Source organism: Cyanobacterium aponinum PCC 10605 (genome assembly GCF_000317675.1).
Classification (GTDB): domain Bacteria; phylum Cyanobacteriota; class Cyanobacteriia; order Cyanobacteriales; family Cyanobacteriaceae; genus PCC-10605.
Genome location: NC_019776.1, coordinates 3225055 through 3244511 on the forward strand (window position 1 = coordinate 3225055; position 19457 = coordinate 3244511).

Below are 19457 nucleotides of genomic sequence, written 5' to 3' on the forward strand. Positions count from 1 at the left end.
TGAATCAATCACTTTAAGGGGTATAGCGTTTATTTTCAACATTCACACAGTTTCCACCTTCATTAATTCCCGTACGAATCATTCCAAGAGTAGAAATAACTATACACTTAGCGCTACTTTCAATTACATTCCCTCCAAAATCTTTTCTAGCAATCCAAAGAGTATCAGCATTACCCGTAGTGCCTGTAAAAGAAAAAGTTATGTTGGTCGGTGTTGTAGAAAAATCCGTTTTAGTAATGCTGACAATATCTGTGTCAACAGAGAATGGTTCTAATACACAACCTGCAGGATTACCGCTAGCACCAGACTTTGTAAGTTCAACAGTACAATCAGTACTTTGGCGATTGGCATTTGTTTGAGCTTCTACTAGGGCGCCCCTAACTTTACCAAAAGCCTCGTTAACCTTTTGCTGTCTCTGCTCTTCTAAAAGATTAGGTACACTCATCGCCGCCATGATACCGACAATGACAGAGACTAAAACCACCTCAAGGAGGGTGACTCCTTTTTCTTGATTAGACTTATTCAGTAATAAGTTAACTACAACTAAGTGCCGCATTGGGTAAAACCTCCGTTGATAAAGTTGTTACGACGTTATCCCCACCACTTTTATAACGGGGATGGGTGCTATCATAGCTGATGGTATAACTAACTTGTAAAATATTCTCAGGAGCTGTATAAGCTCTTGCCACATCATAAGACTTACCATTTATATCAATATCGGAAGTATTCGGGTATGTACCGTCAATAAAATCCTGTAATCTAGTTCCATACTTAGAATTATCACAAGCATTTGCTTGAGAGGGTGTTAATCCGGAAGTTTCAGTTGGGTTATCTAAAATAAACGCTTGATAACGTATCAATTCTAAATCTTGTTGTACCCAATTTGTCGCTTCTTGTTTATCTTGTGCTTGAACTCTAAGTAAAGTTGCTAAGACTGTGGCTTGAAGGGAACCTAAAACAAAGCCAGTAATCACAAGAATTGTCACTAATACTTCAAGAATGGAAAAACCTTCCTCCCATTTCTCATTTTTGAGGCAAAAAGTAGGATCTTGAGATAATTTATGAGAATAGATATTTTTCAGATTTTTTAGAAGTATAAAAGTGAATAAATTTGACATTAGTTAACCTCCTATTCTTTGCCATTGAGTGATTGAGCCAATTTGTGGAGGTATATTTGTCGGAACTAATCCGATCGCATCCCAATCAGTAATATCTTGAACCACAACTACTTGACCAGTATTAGAGCCACAAGTGCTAGGAGGATTAAACATTCTTGCCCAAACAGCTCCTGTAAAACCATTACCAGCACCAGTACCAGCCGCCCCAACTGCGTAATCAGGGGCAAAAACAAAACCAAATACTTCAGCACCCCCAGCTAAACAAATATGAGGTTCTTGGCTAGTTGGCCCTCCTGTATTAACACCATATCCAAATATGTTCAGATTCTCTCTTCTAAAAATACTAGGATTAAGTAGATCCGAAGGATAGGTAACTATTTTAGTGACAGGATCACATATATAGTCAGTAGTAGTTGTACAACTATTATCTATAACTTGACTACCACCAATATCAATATTGCCATATAAATTAATTACAACTTTTCTACCGGGTACAATTTTAATCTTTTCCCCACCATTAAGAGAAATATTATTAACTTTGTATTTATAAACTTTGACATTGTAAGTCACACCGTTATCTGTAATTTGCTGAGTTTCAATATGTTGATCCGTACTTCTTGGTAAAGTAGTAGAGCTAGTAATATCTCCGAGATTGTAATACTTTGGATCAGTGTCGGCGGGTGGGGTTGGTAATTGGGGGAATAACATATCAGAAAGAATAACATCGTTACCCGGAGCGATATTTAAGTCCATATTGTCACAGTCTGGAACAAGTAGTGTTGCGTTAATAATACTGTTAGATGGTGAACCTATTTGTTGATCGCTAATCCAAACCCCCGGAAATGGAGTTGATACAGTTGCTCTTCTTAAGGGTATCGTTACTTGCACATTGCTTTGCGAACTATTTGTGCTTGTAAATAAATCACTAGCAGAATTAGCACTGGGGTTAATTTGACTTTCTATTTCTAAAATTCCGTGAGCGTAAATTTCCCCTTCTGCTACGCCACCTGATAATTCATCCAATTGTTCTTTTATGGTTTTGGGAGTAGGACTGAGAATCTTCTCAATGGGTTTACCATCGGTCTTTTCTAACCTATAATCGACCACCTTAAATGCACCTTGACGAAAATCACTGGCACTGGAGGGACTTTCGACAACCGTATCTCCATCAGTTTTAAATTTGCCAACAGTAGTACTAACAGTTGTACCTCCTGCACCTGAAGTTAAACTTGAACAGGTTGAATTAGTACTAGAAGTGTTTGTAAATGTGCCTTGTAATTGCATTGTCCCGGCTTGAGATTCCCAGTCTGCAAGAGAATATTCTGCCAATTTAGAATTTTTAGCTAAAAAATTATGCACTCTGGTCACACCTAATTCAGCAACCGCCATGGTTTTTTTGGAAAACTCACCAGCTTGAACATTTGTTTTATCTTTAGAAGAGTTAAATAAAGTTAGGCTAGTAGCAATAATCAGAACTAAACCAATCCCGATCGCAACAATTAATGTATTTCCCTTTTCTGGGTTATTTTTATTTATTTTATTAACCCAAAGCCACAAATTTAATAATTCTTGTTTTGAGTTTTTCATTTTGATACTTCACCTCTTTTATTCATATTCTGTATCAATTCTTAATGTATTTTTATATAGTAATGATAATAATAAGTCTATTTCTATGATAACTTTGTTTTTTCTTTTAAATCTTAGTATTTATACGGAAGTTTATGAAATATTTTTTAATTAATCCTTTAGAAGAGAGGAATTTATAGTAATTTTTATCGAGTTTTTTCTATACTTCATTCAAGTGAATAAAATATAATTGAGATAAAAAAATAGAAGAATTAAAAATAGTAATTAATCTCAGTTCGGTTTAAGAATATCGGATAAGGCCAGATGTCAGGTTTCAGGTTGCAGGTGTTGGGGTGATGCGGGGACAAGGGGGGGAGAAATTGGGGCTTAGGGTGTTGGGATATTAGATAGAGTTTTTTATTATCACTCTACAGTTAAAGTTTTCTTGACTGGTATATTGTGGATTGACACCACGAACAATCTTGGTCATAACTTTGCGGTAGTATTCTAACCAGTCAAAGAATATTCTGCAAGAAGCCTATTGATTTAGACTAGACGAATAAATTTCTTTTTACCGACTTGTAAAATTTTGCCTTTTAATTGAGTAGGGTCATCATAAGTTATATTAACATCAGAGATGCGATCGCCCTCTAAACGGACACTGCCCCCCTGAATTTGTCTTCTACCTTCCCCACTACTATTTACTAAACCACTGGCATTGAGAATGTAAAATAATTTAGCTGGAAATTCAACACTTTCGAGAGAAAATTCGGGAACGGCTTGTGCATTAGCCATATTTTGACGACTAACTATTTCTAAAGCAGTTTTTTGAGCCATTAAAGCCGCTTCTTGTCCATGGTATTGAGAAATAATCTCTACCGCTAATAATTTTTGTGCTTCTCTAGGATTTTCGGGAATTTCTGTTAAGGCAAAGTTGGTTAATAATTCATAGTAATTGGGTAATAAGGCATCGGGAGTTTTTTCTAATTTAGAGTACATGGATAAGGCATCTTCCTTCAACCCAACATAATTATTGAGAGATTTCGACATTTTCTGCTCTCCATCCGTACCGATTAAAATGGGTAAAAGCACTCCAAATTGTGGTTTTTGTCCAAAATGTCTCTGTAAATCTCGCCCCACTGCAATGTTAAATTTTTGGTCTGTGCCTCCCAATTCCACATCTGCATTTACCGCCACTGAATCATAACCTTGCATTAGAGGATAGAGAAACTCATGAAGATAAATGGGGGTTTGTTGATTGTAGCGATTATTAAAACCCTCTTTTGCTAACATTTGTTGTACTGTCATAGTAGCCAGTAATTCCTGTATTTGGGCTAGATCTAATTTACTTAACCACTCTGAATTGTAGCGAATCTCCAATCGTCCGGGGGTATCAAAATCTAAAATAGGGCGTAATTGTTGTAAATAAGTTTCTGCGTTTTGCTTTACTTCCTCTGCACTCAATTGTTTTCTAACTTTATCTTTCCCTGTGGGATCACCTATTTGAGCGGTAAAATCACCAATAATAACTACTGCTGTGTGTCCTTGATCTTGAAATGCTCTTAATTTGCGAAAGGGTATGCTATGCCCCAAATGTAAATCTGTCCCCGTGGGATCAATTCCTAATTTAACCCTTAAAGGGCGATCGCATCTATTACATAATTGTTCTAAATTTTCACTCTCTTCTTGAGAATCTGTTTGGGAGGGAAAAACTTCGGTAACGCCTCTATATAGCCACTCAAAATTGTCACTTGTCATCTACTTTTGTTTCTTTAAATATGTACCAAAATTTCAGTCAACATCATATCATGGTTCGGTGTTTGGGGGATAAGGAGATGAGGAGATGAGGAGATGGGGAGATGGGGAGATAAGGTGTCAGGTATTGGGAGAAAGTAATAAGTAATGAGTAATGAGTGATAAATAATGAGTGTTTGGGGTTTTTAATTCTTAATTCTTAATTCTTAATTTTTAATTATCAACTATTCGCTATTCGCTATTCACTATTCACTATTCACCATTCACTTTTGCCTTCTCCTAATTACTAATTTCTAATTGGATAAAGACTTTTTGAGCAAAGCCTAATAATTAACTATAATTATTTTGATGCCCCTAAATACAAAATTAAGTCTTATGGATGAGGATAAATTAAAGAAATTAGAAGAACAACTATATAACGATACTCCTTTCTTTGGCGATCGCATTCGACAAAATGCCGCTAAAGAGTTAATCGAAGAAAAAACTCCTCAAACCGTAGAATTATTAATCAGAGTTTTTATTTTCAGTCAGGATAAAAATTTCCGCAATCTAATTTTAAACAGTTTAAAAAGCATCAAAATTCAAGAAACAGCCTTAACAGATGTAATATGTAGAATATGGGCGGAAACCAGAGATGAAGATTTAAGTAAACTTATTAAGTTAAAAGGATGGGTAGCAACAAATCCTCCTGAATTGAGATTGTTAACAGCTTTAAATTTAGGATGGCGGGGCATTATCGATGAAAAAGGAATAGAAATTATTGCACCTTTAATTAATTTATCTTTAACAGAAAATGACGCTTTTATCAAAAAAATAGCCCAAATGTGGCTCAATAACCTCTCTCAACCTGAACTACAAGAAGAAGTTTGTCGCCTTGCCAGTGAAGAAAATAATCAAGAAGCATTAACCTTAGCTACTGAATGCGGTTACACTCCTTCAGAGCCTTCTCAAGCCGCTTTGTTCTGCTATTTTACACAACAATGGGACAAATATCGAGAAATTGACCCTGATTATCAACTTTTGGAAAATTTTTACTATAATGCGACTTCAGAGTTACAAGAAAGGATAGAAAAACATGGTATCACTTTCAAAAGACTGGAATGGATTTGGATTGTATTAGGGGGCAAAAAAGGCAGACGATTAAGAGAAATTACCAAAAGTCAATGGGAAAATATCATTCAAACAATGGTGATGGGGCAACACTGGAATTTGTTGCTATCATTTGTTCCCATCGTTCCCGCCGTTTTTAGTCAGAAAATAGTTAAAAAGCTCGAAACTAAACGTTTAGCTATTAAAGAGCCTGAATTAAAGCAAAAATTAACTCAATTAAGTCAATTATTCCAAAATATTAAAGGTAATATTCCCCCTCAAGGTAATTTAGTTCGTTGTTACCACACCTTAGAAGGACACACTAAAGCCATAGAAGCGATCGCAATTTCTCCTGATTGTAAAACATTAGTTAGTGCAGGAGATGAATTAATTAGAGTTTGGGATATAGATACAGGAAAACTGTTGAATACTCTTAACGGACATTTAAAACCGATTACTAGCCTTTGTTTGAGTGGTGATGGTACGATTTTAGCTAGTGGCAGTCGAGATAAAACGGTTTCTTTGTGGCGTTTACCTGAAGGTAATTTAATTGGCAATTTATCAGCAAATACTGCCTCCGTATGGTCTTTAGCTATGACTAAATCCGCTAAACTGATAGCTAGTGCTAGTTACCAAGAAATAAGGTTATGGCAATATCCCCAGGGTAGATTATTTAAAAATTTACGGGGACATCAAAGGGAAGTCGAGAAAGTGATTCTATCTCAAGATGACAGTTTATTAATTGCTGGAGGAGGAACAAAAGATAATAGTATTCGGGTATGGCGTTTACCAGAAGGAGATCACCTTTATAATTTATTTGGTCATCAGGATGCTATTTGTGATTTAGCTGTTACCTCGGATAACAAAATTTTAGCCTCTGCGAGTAAAGACCACACAATTAAATTATGGTCTTTAGAAGAAGGAAAAGAAATTGCTACTTTAGAAGGACATTTAGGGAGAGTTTGGTGTTTAGCAATTACCTCTGATAATGAAAATCTTGTGACTGGTAGTGATGATGGTACGGTAAAAATATGGTCATTAACCACCCATAATTTATTAGATACTTTCGCTGGTCATGAAGATGGTATTTTTTGTTTAGATATTAGCCCTGATGGACGCTTGTTGGCTACGGGAGGAAGAGATAAAACTGTGAGAATGTGGGATTTAACCACAGGAGAAAATGTTAATACTTTGAATGTGCATCAAGGAATTATCACTCAAATAAAATTTACTGATGATGGTACAAATTTAATAACAGGAAGCGGCGATCGCACCTTAAAAATTTGGCGTTGGGATTTATCCCGATTATGTAATATATCACCCCGCTTAATGACTAAAGAAGATAAACAATGGCTTAAATCAGCCCTAGAAAGCGGACATCTCACCCCCCAAGAACAAGAATGGATTACCTTATTAGCTAAGTTGCAAAAGAACGAGTAGAGAGTTCGGGGTTATGAAAGAGGTGTCAGGTGCCAGGTGTCAGGTTTCAGGTGTTAGGGTGTTTAGGGGATGAGGTGAGAGGGGGAAATTAGTTCGGCTCTTACACTCCCTTCGGTCGTGAACGGGGTTTTTAATTCTTAATTCTTAATTCTTAATTCTTAATTATTCACTAATTGCCTTTGCCCTTTTTACAATCAATTAATGTCTTCTTTAAACAACTATCTTTCTCAATCTCTAAATACCATCAAAAAAGCCCATTGGTATCGTCAAGAAAAATTGATAACGGGTTTGCCTTCTGCGGTAGTATCCATAGAAGGACGACAATTAGTTAATTTTGCTAGTAACGATTATCTCGGATTAGCAGGAGACTCCCGACTTATTCAAGCAGGAATTGAAGCCTTAAAACAATATGGTACAGGTAGTACAGGATCGCGCCTTTTAAGTGGACACAGAAAATTACATCAAGAATTAGAAGATGCGATCGCATCTTGGAAACAAGTCGAAAAAGCCCTAGTTTTTAGTTCTGGATATAGTGCGAATATCGGCACAATCACCTCCTTAGTTAAACAAAAAGACCTAATTTTAGAAGATGAATATAACCATTCTAGTCTGAAAAATGGAGCAAAATTAAGCCAAGCGAAAAAAATTCAGTATAAACACGGAAATATTCAAGATTTAAGCGAAAAATTAGCTCAAAACCGTCATCAATATCGCCATTGTTTAATTGTCACCGACAGCGTTTTTAGTATGGATGGTGATTTGTGTCCATTACCAGAATTAGTTGCCATTACCGAAAAATTTGATTGTTGGTTACTGATAGATGAAGCCCACGCCACCGGAGTTATGGGTAAAACAGGAGCTGGTTGTTTGGAACATTTTGGGGTAAAAGGAGATAATATTATTCAAATTGGGACTTTAAGTAAAGCAATTGCTAGTCTAGGAGGTTATGTTGCGGGGAGTAAATTACTCATCGATTTTTTACGTAACCGTTGTCCCACATGGATTTATACCACCGCTCTCTCTCCTGCGGATACAGCTTCAGCATTAGCCGCCATTAAGCTGATTCAAAAATACCCTGAAATGAGAACCCGATTATGGCAAAATATTAACTTATTTAAAGAAATATTAACTACACTCAAAATCGACTTTTTACCAACAGAATCAGCCATTATCTGTGTAAAAGAAAAAACTGCGAAACAAGCACTACAATGGAGCTTAAAACTGCAAGAGAAAGGGTTTTTTGTTCCAGCCATACGTCCTCCTACTGTTCCCACCAGTCGCCTTCGTTTTTCCATTATGGCTACCCATGAAAAACGTCATTTCTATGATTTACAATCTTATTTGGGGAATTAAAACTATCTGCTTAACCTCCCAATTTTAAATTTTTAACACCTAAGTGTTTTTTTAAAGATAATATAAAGAGGAAAAAATATATAGAATCTTTATTTATTTTCAGTATAAGCACTTATGCAAGTTAAGATGATATTATCAAACTCAATCATTAATGATTTACCTAGAGAAGGGTCAACAATGACAAAACATCCTGCACAACCCCACAAAGCCCATATATTAATCGTAGAAGACGATAAAGGCAGAAGGGAACTTTTACTCAGGAAAAGTAAATATACTATTGGTAGAGCTCAACAGTGTGATATTCGCATTCACTCTCCTTTCGTGTCTCGTTATCACGCCACTTTAATTAGACAGTTTGACAATCAGGGATATATTTACTATCAAATTTGCGATGGGGACGGTAAATCTAATTTTAGTGCAAATGGTATCTTAGTCAACGGAAAAAAGATTGCCAATCAAGAGTTAAAACACGGTGACAAAGTCATTTTTGGACCACAAGTATCAATCACTTATCAACATTGTCAAAGAGATATATTTCCTTCTTTACCCCCTGATGATCCTTTTGATATAACTTTAATTGATCCTGCGATGATGGTGAGTGAATGGGAGGAGGTTTAATACGAAATTATTGGTTAGGGTTTAGTTATTGGGGGATTAGGAGATGAGAATAGAGGGAGATTAAGTATTAATTCTTAAAATTCTTGACAGAAAATATAAGGATCATGAAAAATAAATTGAGTTCATCAAGGCTCTATGAGATGGAATTATTATAATGGCTTTTACTCTTACTTTTTTGGTTGGCAGTTTTTTTCTCAGTTTATTACTTGTTTTTATTATCATACAGAACTTTAGTAAACAACTATTAGATATACCTAACGAGCGTAGTTCTCATGTTCGCCCCACTCCGAGGGGGGGAGGATTGGGTTTTATCATCAGTTTTATTGTCGCTATATTATGTTTACAGTTTGTTCCTACTCTTTATTTTACGGTTGATCCTTTTTTATTGGTAATTATTTTACCTTTAGCTATTGTTGGCTTTTTAGATGATCGTTTAAATTTGCCTTCTTTGGTAAGATATGGGGTGCAATTAGTTACGGCGATTTTAGGGGTGATTCATTACGGTATTTTTCCCCAGCCGTGGTTAACTAATATTGGCTTAGTTGGTGTTATTATTGCAGGAATTTTAACGGTTATTGGTTTTACTGCTTTAATCAATTTTTATAACTTTATGGATGGTTTAGATGGGTTTGTGGTTAGTATTACTATCATCCAATTGAGTTTTATTGCTTTTTATCTCAATCAACCGATTTGGTGGCTTTTGATTGGGGCTTTATTTGGTTTTTTGTGGTGGAATTGGTCTCCTGCTAAAATTTTTATGGGAGATGTGGGCAGTACTGTTTTAGGTGCTATGATTGCGATCGCACTTATTCAAGTTCAAGATACGACGATTGCTTGGTCAACTTTAGCCATTACTCTACCCATTACTGCTGATACTATCTATACTTTGATTGTTCGTCTACGTCGTAAAGAAAACATATTTCAAGCCCACAGAACCCACATTTATCAAAGATTACAACAATCTGGCTGGAGTCATCGTCAAGTAGCCTTAACTTATAGTATTCTCACGGGTGCGATCGCACTTTTAATTATTAATTTACAAGTAATTGGTAGTTGGTTAAGTTTAATGCTTGTAATTGGTTTAATTTTCTTTGCCCAGAGCTATATATCCAGAAAAACAACTAAACTAAATTAACATCAGTTCCGGTTAAGGCAATTTTATTGTTATTTCTAAGAAGCTATAAGGTTTTCTAAATACGAGAAAATAATGCTTTCAACTTATCTAAAACTTAGGTTTTTTAGGGAAAACACTACCATTGAATAACTCAAAGGAAAAGCTCTTCCTTTTACAATAAAGAATGAAGATTATAAACAAGGAAACCATTATCTTATTCCTTTACGTCTCTTGATAAGAAAAAATATAAATATCATTGTATCTTGTGTAAGTTTATGAGAATTTCTAAGTCTATTGGTCAATTTGTCTCCCATTTAACAGCTATTATTGTGGGAGTTGCTTTGACGTTTTCAGGAATGAGTCATTTAAGCGCCCAAACATTGGTTAACGATGGAATAGTTGCGCAAATTCCTACCACCATCACAGAAGATAGTTTTGTAGCACGAGCAGTAGAAAAAACAGGTAATTCAGTCGTACGTATCGATACAGAAAAAACAGTAACAAGGTCTTTTGATCCTTTTTTCGATGATCCCTTTTTCCGCCAATTTTTCGGCGATCAATTTCGTAATGCCGTTCCCAGAGAAAGAGTTGTGACAGGATTAGGTTCTGGCTTTATCATTGATAATAATGGAGTAATCTTGACTAATGCTCATGTAGTAAGTGGAGCAGATAGAGTAACAGTCACTCTCAAAGATGGGCGCAGTTTTCAAGGAGAAGTTAAGGGTGCTGATGAGGTAACAGATTTAGCGGTGGTGAAAATTAATCCTCAAGGGCAAAGTTTACCCGTAGCATCTTTAGGTAATTCTGATCAAGTTAAAGTTGGAGATTGGGCGATCGCAGTTGGAAATCCTGTTGGTTTAGATAACACAGTAACTTTAGGGATTATTAGTACCTTAAATCGTCCTTCGTCAGAAGTGGGTATTCTCGATAAAAGAATTGATTTCTTGCAAACCGATGCCGCAATTAACCCCGGTAACTCAGGAGGTCCTCTATTAAATGCCCAAGGGGAAGTCATAGGTATTAACACCGCTATTCGTGCCGATGCCATGGGAATTGGATTTGCTATCCCCATTAATAAGGCTAAACAGTTACAGGGAACATTAGTGGCAGGGAAAGAAGTACCTCATCCTTATGTCGGTATTCAGATGGTAAATATTACCCCAGAATTAGCCAGAAAAAATAATCAAGATCCAAATACTACTTTTTTAATTCCCGAAGTGGAAGGAGTTTTAGTAATGAGAGTTCTACCAAACACTCCTGCGGAAGCGGGGGGAATGCGTCGAGGAGATGTCATCATTAAAGTGGATAATCAACCAATAAAAGATGCGAACCAATTACAAAAAATAGTAGAAAACACCAGTATTAATCAAAGTCTCCGTTTTACTGTCATTCGTAATCAACAACAATTACAGTTGAGCTTAAAAACAGCCCAAATGAGAACTCAACAGTAAATAGAACTCTTACAAATTGTAACCAATTTTATAACTGTTCCCTTTTTCCTTTTTCCTAACTCCCTGATACTGCTTTTTTATCAACACCTAATTAATAATCATTTAAGACAAACTTATGTTAGTATTTTCTGGAAATGTCTATCTAATTGAAAAAACTTTCGATCGTGTTTAGTGATGACTGATATAGACTTACCTAAAAGTTGTTTTATCGCTACAGAAAAATTAGATAATAAGGGTGAAAAAGGAGAGTATTTAGTTTGGCAATCTATAAAAAATATTTTTGTTAATCATGATATTTTAGCTTATTGGCGTTATCCTTTATTTAATACTAAAAATCAAAGAAAAGAGCCAGACATACTTATTTTTGAAAAAAAAATAGGCGTTATTATTATAGAAGTAAAAGCCATAAATATCGAACAAATAGTAAGTATAAATGGACATCTTTGGCAATATAAAAATTTTTATACTAATCAAGGAAATCCTTATCAACAAGCAGAAAATCAACTTTTTAATGTTTTAGACTATTTTTCTACTGAACCTAGTTTATCTCAACAAATTAAAGGACGGGTTTTAATTGCATTACCCTTCATCAAAAGTAAAGCATGGCAAGAAAAAGGTTTTGATAAATTACCTAGTAATCCTCCTATTATTTTTGCTAATGATTTACTAAATTTAGACTCGTTAAAAGAAAAAATTATTAACACTTCTACAGTGGTTAAAGGAAGGGAATTAGATAGCCAACAATGGAAAATATTACTATCTATTATCACAGGAAAATCAGTTATTATTCCTCCTACTTATAGAGTTTTAACTAAAGACAATAGTAGAGGTAAAATTATTAATAAATTAATTAACTATTATTATCATTTAGATTTAAAACAGGAAATAATTAGTAAAAAAAATCTTAATGCGGTTGAAGGTATTAAAGGAACTGCTGGAACAGGAAAAACTTTACTTTTATGTCAAAAAGCGGCTTATTTTCATTTAAAATATCCTGAATGGAAAATTGCTTTTATCTTTTTTAGTCGTAGTTTATATGAACAAATAATAACTTTAATTGATAAATGGTTAAGACATTTTAGTAATAATAAAATAGGGTATAATACTTTTGATAAAAATTTGTTAATTCTTCATGGTTGGGGTAACAAAAATCAAGAAGGTTTTTATAGTTTAATATGTCATCAAACTAAATCGAGTAAACTCAGAGTTAATGATACTTATAGTCAATCACCTAATGATAGTTTGGCAGAAGTTTGTTGTCAGTTATTAGAGAATAAAAAAATTCCTGCTTTATTTGATTTAATAATTTTAGATGAGGCTCAAGATTTTTTATCGTCCCGATGGCTTTTTCAAGGAAAACAGCCTTTTTTGTATTTAGTTTATAATGCTTTAGCTCCTAATTATATCAATGGAAAAGAGAGAAAAAAACTTATTTATGCTTATGATGAAATTCAATGTTTAAATCAAATTGGTGAAACTTATCAAAGGGGATTATTCGCTGATATTTTACCTTCTAACCATCCATCAGAAAAAATTTATACTTTAACTAATAGTTATCGCACTCCTAAAAGAATTATTAATACTGCTTTTGCTATTAATATGGGTTGGTGCCGTCCTTTGGGTGTTTTAACTATGATAAAATCTGCTCATAGTTGGCAAGAAATGGGTTATAAGTTGAGGGGAAATTTACAATCAAATAATAATATTTCCATTGAAAGAAAAAATCATAAATATATTCATCCATTAGATAATTTTGATAGGGGAGAAATAATCAATTTTCAGTCTTTTTATTCTCGTCAAGAAGAATTAAATTATCTAGCAGAAAAAATTTTATATAATCTACGATATGATGGTTTACGCCCTAGTCGGCAAATTTTAGTAATCGTTTTAGGAAATGGTTATGAAAGTCAAATTATTGAAAATCAATGTCGGGATGTTTTAGAAAGAAATGCCATTTCGGTATATTTTCCCCATCAGGATAATTCCCGTCAATTTTGGCAAGATGGGGCAGTAACCGTTTGTAATGTTTATCAGGCAAAGGGAAATGAAGCATTTTTGGTTTATATTATAGGATGCGATCGCATCGCTAAAGAAGAAGATAATATTAGTTTAAGGAATCAACTATTTGTGGCTTTAACTCGCAGTAAAGGATGGGTGTATCTTAGCGGTGTAGGAAATTATGTGATGTATTCAGAATTAAAAGAAGTTTTAGCAGTTAAAGGAGATAGTTTTAATTTAACCTTACGTAATTTACCCGAGAATATCATCAAAGCCAGCGAAAAAGAGGATTTATTGAAAAGATTTGCCTTGGGAAATCGAAATTTTAAATACTTATGTTTATCGGGGGAAAGTTTTAAGGGGTGTTGCTTGGATAATATTAATTTAATTGGTAGTAACTTAGAAAAAATTAATTTTCAACAAACCTCCTTAGAAAAAGCAAAGTTTATCAATGCAGATTTAAAAGATGTTGATTTTCGCAATGCTAACTTAAAAAATGCTAAATTTATAGGCGCGAATTTGACTCGAGTAAATTTTGATGGTGCGAATTTAACTAATGTTGATTTTTCCGATACAAAAATGATATGAGTGTATCGAAAATCGAGGGATGAGGGGAGAAGAGGAAGTAGCGAATGGCCATTCGCCCATACAGGAAGTTTGGGGTTTTTAATTCTTAATTTTTAATTTTTAATTATTCACTATTCATCTTTGCCCTTCGTTTTTATGCACTACGTAAAGCAACAATAGGATCTAGTTTAGCCGCTTGTTGGGCAGGAATTACTCCAAAAAATAAGCCAATACCTCCAGAAACCCCTACCGCTAAAATAATCGTGTTAGCAGAAATGGCTGTTGGTAAAGGGGAAACCAAACCAATAACAATTAAACCACTAACTCCAATCACAGTGCCGATTAAACCACCAATGGCAGAAATAATAATTGCTTCGATCAAAAATTGTGATAGTATGTTGTTCTCCGTTGCACCGACTGCTTTTCTCAAACCTATTTCTTGAGTCCTTTCGCTTACTGATACGAGCATAATATTCATCACACCAATACCGCCCACTAGCAAGGAAATAGCTGCGATCGCGCCTAACATCATTGTCAGTCCACTTGTTACAGTTCCCACAATACTAAGAATATCTTTCTGAGTTTCTACCCGAAAATCATCTTCTCCATTAATTTTGTGTCGTAAGCGCAATAAATTTTCAATTTGAAACCGTGCCGCCGCAATGGAGTCAGAGGAATTAGCTGAAACAGAAATGAAACTCAATTCTAAACCATAATTAGAAGTCTTGCCTACAATTTGATTTGCCATAGTGGTTAGAGGTAGATAGACAGTTTCGTCCTGATTCGTGCCTAGAAACGAACCTTTTGCCTCCATAATGCCAATTACCTCAAAAGAAACGTTTTTAACCCGTAAACGCTTACCAATGGGATTTTCGTTGGGGAAAAATTCCTCTGCAATTTGCGAACCTAACACTGCAACCCGATTATTTCGTTTTAAATCACTATCATTAATAAAACGCCCTTGAGCAACATCAAAACTACGCACCGTCAAAAACTCTGGAGTCGTGCCAATTATAGATACATTATTATTTCGATTACGATAAGTCACCAGTAAGCGAGAATTTATTTGGGGTGCAACTTCTTCCACCGTTGGCACTTGAGATGCGATCGCATTAGCATCATCTAACACTAATGTCTTAGGAACTTCAAAAGTAGTGCGACGAGATTCCCTACTACCGGGTACAACAAAAAGAACATTAGCCCCTAATGTCTCAAACTGTTCTGAAGCCAATCTTTGAGCCGCTTCTCCAATGCCAATCATAGCAATAACGGAAGCATTCCCAATTACTATACCCAACATTGTTAAGCTACTACGCATTTTATTGGCAAAAATAGTCGTCATTGCCATTTTTAGAGCATCATTAAGTTTCATCGCTGATTAAGACTACATCTACTGTGTGATGTCTTATTCTAACAAAACCTAAGTTTAGGCTTCTTGCCAACCGAGGGAATGGGTTTTTTCTTGCTCACTTTTAACAAAATCATAATAATCATTTAAAAGTTGTGACATCAATTTATTTTTAATTCTCACTAAAACCCCTTTAAGTAAACTATTACCAGTAGTTAGTAATAAAGATTTAGGAGTTAACCAAAGTGGAGGAGGCAAATCAACAGTAACCGTGAGGTTTGCTTTTCCCTGTAAATAAACTTTACCCTCAATTTCCGTTGGGGTTAGTTTTCCTTTAAGTTGTAGGGAAAAACGGCGATTGAGATATTCTATCCCTTTAATTTCACAGGATACAGAATTAACATAAACATTTCCAGAAGCACCAGACCAAACCTTCAACACTGCCGTAGGTTGAAAGTGGTACATATCTAAAAAACTGAGGGGGTGCATTTGGAGACGATAACAGTCATCTTTTAAAGCAGTCATTAATTTTCGATCTGCGATCGCCTTTACTAATCTTGAAGGTTGTCTAAGATAATGTTGAATAGGTATCGCTTGTTGTTTTACCTCTAGTTTTACAGTTTCTTCTGCTTGAAAACAAATTTGCATATTATATTTATATTTATGTAAAGTTATTAACGCTTTTTTATTAATATAACTTAATATAATTGTGGGTTAAACACTGTGGATTACCGAATAAGATTTTATTCCTATATTCTGATAAAGTAGGTGTTTGTATCTTATTTTACATTGAAGCGGAAATTTCCATGAGGAATTAGTAATTAACCTTAGTTTTATAACAAAAATATTGGCTCTATCACTTCTCGTCGTGTAAATTATTAGTTAAGTTAGGCAAGAGGCAAGAGGCAATAGGCAATAGGGGATTATTAAATAATAATTTATAAACTTTTAGTTTTTGTTTTACTCTAAACACTATTCAATAAAGGTTATGGAAGTCCTGTTCCTGTTAATTTATCATAACCACACTCTGAAGAACCAAAATATTTAATTGAGGTAATTATAATGATCGACAATATACTATTATCAGTAAACCGAGAGACACTACTTTTAACCTATGAGTCATTACTCAAAAAACCTGTTTTGGTTTAAACTATTTATGCTACTAAACTAAATTACTTAAAACTTAAATTATCTCGTCCATCTTTCATAAAAGTATAATTGAATGCACATTGCTTGGCTTGGAAAAAAAACCCCTTTTTGCGGCAACGTTACTTATAGTAGAGAAATAACAACTTCTTTGGTGAAAAGAGGCTATAAAGTGAGTTTCCTTCATTTTAGCCAAGATAATGATGATTCCGAGCAAGATCATTATTCTACAGAAGTTAGCCTTCCTTTTCTTTATAAATCTCAAATTTATACTATTCCCGCACCAAAATCTAGCAAAATACTACTGCGATCGCTTCGTGAGTTACAACCTGATCTTGTTCATGCTTCCTTAACCCTATCTCCTTTAGACTTTACCCTTCCCGAAATTTGTCAAAAATTAAATATCCCCTTAGTGGCAACCTTTCACCCACCCTTTGACAGTCGTTTAAGAAATCTGAAATCCAGCACTCAATATTTAACTTATCAACTATATGCCCCTTGTTTGGCAAAATATGATCAAACTATTATTTTCTCAGAATTACAGAGAGATTTATTAGTTAAATTAGGTGTGCCAAGGGAAAAATTAGCCATTATTCCCAATGGAGTGGATACCCAAAAATATAGCCCGGGAAAATCCTATTTTAAGCAACAGCATCCCAATGATTTGCTTTATGTTTATCAAGGAAGAATTGCCGTCGAAAAGAATGTTGAGTCTTTACTGAGGGCTTGGAAACACTCAGGAATTAGTCAACAAGGAAAACTTTTAATCATTGGAGATGGCCCTTTAACTCCAAATCTCAAACCATTATATAATCAAGATGATAATGTTATCTGGTTAGGTGCGATCGTTGATGAAGAAAAACGAATTGATATTTTACGAGGAGCAGACGTTTTTATTTTACCCTCTTTAGTAGAAGGCTTATCTTTATCTTTACTAGAAGGGATGAGTTGCGGTTTAGCTTGTGTTGCTACTGATGCGGGCGCTGATGGAGAAGTTTTAGCCAATGCGGGAATTGTCATTTCTACCCAAGACGTTACCACCCAACTAAAGACAATATTACCTTTATTTTCTCATCACCCAGAAATAAATTACTTGTTAGGAGAAAAGGCAAGGAAAAGAGTGTTGGAAAAATATACTCTCAGTGACAATGTTACCAAATTAGAGCATTTGTACTCAAAACTATAATTTTAGGATAGATATACTCTCCTAGATAAGATAAGTTGCTATAACTCCGACTTTCTTAATTAATTTCTACTTCTCCGTCAGATATTTTTCTTTGTAAATCTTGCCAAAGTCTAGCTTCTTCAGGAGTAACTTTTTTATCGGCATAGATTTCTCTTTTTATCATTTCACTTTCAGCACGAGATAAAACCCCGTCCGCCAAAGCATTTTCAATCATTTTTCTTAATTTTTGGGTATCTTCAGACATAATATTTTCCCTACAAACTAATTATTTTTACCTATTTTCAATATATATGGGAAAAGAAAAAACAAAATTAAAAATTTTCTTTTGAAGGTTATCTTAATGTGCAAAGAAGACTCCCACTATAAAGCGAGTCCTTAATCTCCCAAATAAATTGACACAAACAAACTATTTTGTACTAATATAAATGGCATAAGAAAACTATTAAGCAAAATGATAGTTCTCGAATATAAGTTAAACGGCAACCAATACCAATATCAAGCTATTGATTCTGCTATCCGCACGGCTCAATTCATTAGAAATAAAGCCTTGCGGTTGTGGATGGATGGTGAAAAAGTTAATAAATATGACTTAAACAAGTATTGTGCTGTTTTAGCTCAAGAGTACCCCTTTGCCAGGCAGTTAAATTCTACTGCTAGACAAGCCAGTGCAGAACGGGCTTGGAGTGCCATTTCTCGCTTCTTTGATAACTGTAAAAAAGGCATTAAAGGCAAGAAAGGCTATCCTAAATTTAAGAAAAACTCTCGTTCAGTGGAATATAAAGATAGTGGCTGGAAGTTAGACGAAAAAACAAAAAAGCATGTCACCTTTACAGATAAAAAGGGAATTGGCAGACTTAAATTGGTAGGCAGTAGAGATATATATTTCTACAATGCTTCTGAGATTAAACGAGTACGTCTGGTAAAAAGAGCAGACGGTTACTATTGCCAATTCTCAGTCAAGGTAAATGTGCAGATTGAGACTCAACCGACAAATAAGGTAATTGGCTTAGATGTAGGCTTGAAAGAGTTTCTAACTGATAGTGAAGGAAACACGGTAGAAAATCCTCGCTTTTTAAGAAAGTCTGAAAAAGCTCTTAATCGTGCTAATCGGCAAAAGTCAAAGAAATTTGTCAAAGGTAAAAAACCTCAATCTAATAACTATCACAAAGCTAGAAACCGATATGCCCGTAAACATTTAAGGGTAAGTAGGCAACGTAAAGAGTTTGCTAAGAGTGTAGCATACTGCGTAATCCATTCTGCCGATTTGGTAGCCTATGAAGATTTAAACGTGAAAGGCATGGTAAGGAATCGGAAACTAGCTAAGTCAATCAGCGATGCTGGATGGACTATCTTTAGGGGATGGCTAGAATATTTTGGGCATAAATACGGCAAAATAACTGTAGCAGTGCCACCTCATAATACTAGCCAAGATTGTTCTAATTGTGGTCAAAAAGTACAAAAATCTCTGTCAACAAGAACTCATGTTTGTGCTCACTGTGGACATATTGAAGATAGAGACTCGAATGCGGCGAAAAACATCCTGATAAAAGCATTGCGTACCGTAGGGCATACGGGAACATTCGCTTTGGGAGATTTGCCCTCTTGGGCGATTGCCGATAGGCTGTCGTCTAACGGCGAGTCGGTGAACAAAGAATCCCCCACTATAGCGACGTAAGGAGCTTAGTGGTGGGAGTGTCAAAAAACTGTC

15 protein-coding genes are annotated in these 19457 nt (G+C 34.9%); 8 read left to right on the top strand and 7 right to left on the bottom strand.

Annotation, left to right across the window (positions count from 1 at the left end; all coding sequences use genetic code 11):
• Positions 1-13 precede the first annotated feature (13 nt).
• The 4 genes from CYAN10605_RS13495 to tyrS all read right to left on the bottom strand — a co-directional run bounded on the left by CYAN10605_RS13495 (position 14) and on the right by tyrS (position 4442).
• Positions 14-556, bottom strand: coding sequence for a pilus assembly FimT family protein (locus tag CYAN10605_RS13495; RefSeq protein WP_015220509.1), 543 nt, complete (start codon positions 554-556; stop codon positions 14-16).
• Positions 534-1118, bottom strand: coding sequence for a type IV pilus modification PilV family protein (locus CYAN10605_RS13500; protein WP_015220510.1), 585 nt, complete (start codon positions 1116-1118; stop codon positions 534-536). The genes CYAN10605_RS13495 and CYAN10605_RS13500 overlap by 23 nt, the downstream gene beginning before the upstream one ends.
• 3 nt (positions 1119-1121) lie before the next feature.
• Positions 1122-2705: a hypothetical protein gene (locus CYAN10605_RS13505; protein ID WP_015220511.1), complete on the bottom strand. Its 1584-nt coding sequence runs from the start codon at positions 2703-2705 to the stop codon at positions 1122-1124.
• Between the two features lie 525 nt (positions 2706-3230).
• The gene (gene tyrS, locus CYAN10605_RS13510) at positions 3231-4442 is read right to left on the bottom strand and encodes a tyrosine--tRNA ligase (protein ID WP_015220512.1); all 1212 of its coding nucleotides are present in this window, start codon (positions 4440-4442) and stop codon (positions 3231-3233) included.
• Positions 4443-4814: 372 nt separating this feature from the next.
• On the opposite strand from tyrS, the gene CYAN10605_RS13515 reads away from it, so the two are divergent.
• The 6 genes from CYAN10605_RS13515 to CYAN10605_RS13540 all read left to right on the top strand — a co-directional run bounded on the left by CYAN10605_RS13515 (position 4815) and on the right by CYAN10605_RS13540 (position 14090).
• Positions 4815-6968, top strand: a complete 2154-nt coding sequence (locus CYAN10605_RS13515) for a WD40 repeat domain-containing protein (protein WP_041922900.1) — start codon at positions 4815-4817, stop codon at positions 6966-6968.
• A gap of 201 nt (positions 6969-7169) precedes the next feature.
• Complete coding sequence (bioF, locus tag CYAN10605_RS13520; RefSeq protein ID WP_015220514.1) at positions 7170-8321, top strand: 8-amino-7-oxononanoate synthase; 1152 nt, start codon at positions 7170-7172, stop codon at positions 8319-8321.
• Positions 8322-8498: 177 nt separating this feature from the next.
• Positions 8499-8939, top strand: coding sequence for an FHA domain-containing protein (locus CYAN10605_RS13525; protein WP_041922901.1), 441 nt, complete (start codon positions 8499-8501; stop codon positions 8937-8939).
• A 154-nt stretch (positions 8940-9093) separates the two neighbouring features.
• Positions 9094-10074 carry an MraY family glycosyltransferase gene (locus CYAN10605_RS13530; RefSeq protein ID WP_015220516.1) on the top strand — a complete coding sequence of 327 codons (981 nt, stop codon included), beginning with the start codon at positions 9094-9096 and terminating at the stop codon, positions 10072-10074.
• 254 nt (positions 10075-10328) lie between these two features.
• Complete coding sequence (locus CYAN10605_RS13535) at positions 10329-11504, top strand: HhoA/HhoB/HtrA family serine endopeptidase (protein WP_015220517.1); 1176 nt, start codon at positions 10329-10331, stop codon at positions 11502-11504.
• A 174-nt stretch (positions 11505-11678) separates the two neighbouring features.
• The gene (locus tag CYAN10605_RS13540) at positions 11679-14090 is read left to right on the top strand and encodes a pentapeptide repeat-containing protein (RefSeq protein ID WP_015220518.1); all 2412 of its coding nucleotides are present in this window, start codon (positions 11679-11681) and stop codon (positions 14088-14090) included.
• A gap of 133 nt (positions 14091-14223) precedes the next feature.
• Here the strand turns inward: CYAN10605_RS13540 and CYAN10605_RS13545 are convergent, their stop codons facing one another.
• A complete protein-coding gene (locus CYAN10605_RS13545; protein WP_015220519.1) occupies positions 14224-15441 on the bottom strand; it encodes an ABC transporter permease in 1218 nt (405 codons plus the stop codon).
• Between the two features lie 54 nt (positions 15442-15495).
• Positions 15496-16065: a DUF1997 domain-containing protein gene (locus CYAN10605_RS13550; RefSeq protein ID WP_015220520.1), complete on the bottom strand. Its 570-nt coding sequence runs from the start codon at positions 16063-16065 to the stop codon at positions 15496-15498.
• 574 nt (positions 16066-16639) lie between these two features.
• Here CYAN10605_RS13550 and CYAN10605_RS13555 point away from each other — a divergent pair.
• A complete protein-coding gene (locus tag CYAN10605_RS13555) occupies positions 16640-17749 on the top strand; it encodes a glycosyltransferase family 4 protein (protein ID WP_015220521.1) in 1110 nt (369 codons plus the stop codon).
• Between the two features lie 55 nt (positions 17750-17804).
• On the opposite strand, the gene CYAN10605_RS13560 is transcribed toward CYAN10605_RS13555, so the two are convergent.
• Complete coding sequence (locus CYAN10605_RS13560) at positions 17805-17993, bottom strand: hypothetical protein (RefSeq protein WP_015220522.1); 189 nt, start codon at positions 17991-17993, stop codon at positions 17805-17807.
• Positions 17994-18200: 207 nt separating this feature from the next.
• Here CYAN10605_RS13560 and CYAN10605_RS13565 point away from each other — a divergent pair, with 207 nt between their 5' ends.
• A complete protein-coding gene (locus CYAN10605_RS13565) occupies positions 18201-19424 on the top strand; it encodes an RNA-guided endonuclease InsQ/TnpB family protein (RefSeq protein WP_015220523.1) in 1224 nt (407 codons plus the stop codon).
• Positions 19425-19457: the final 33 nt, after the last annotated feature.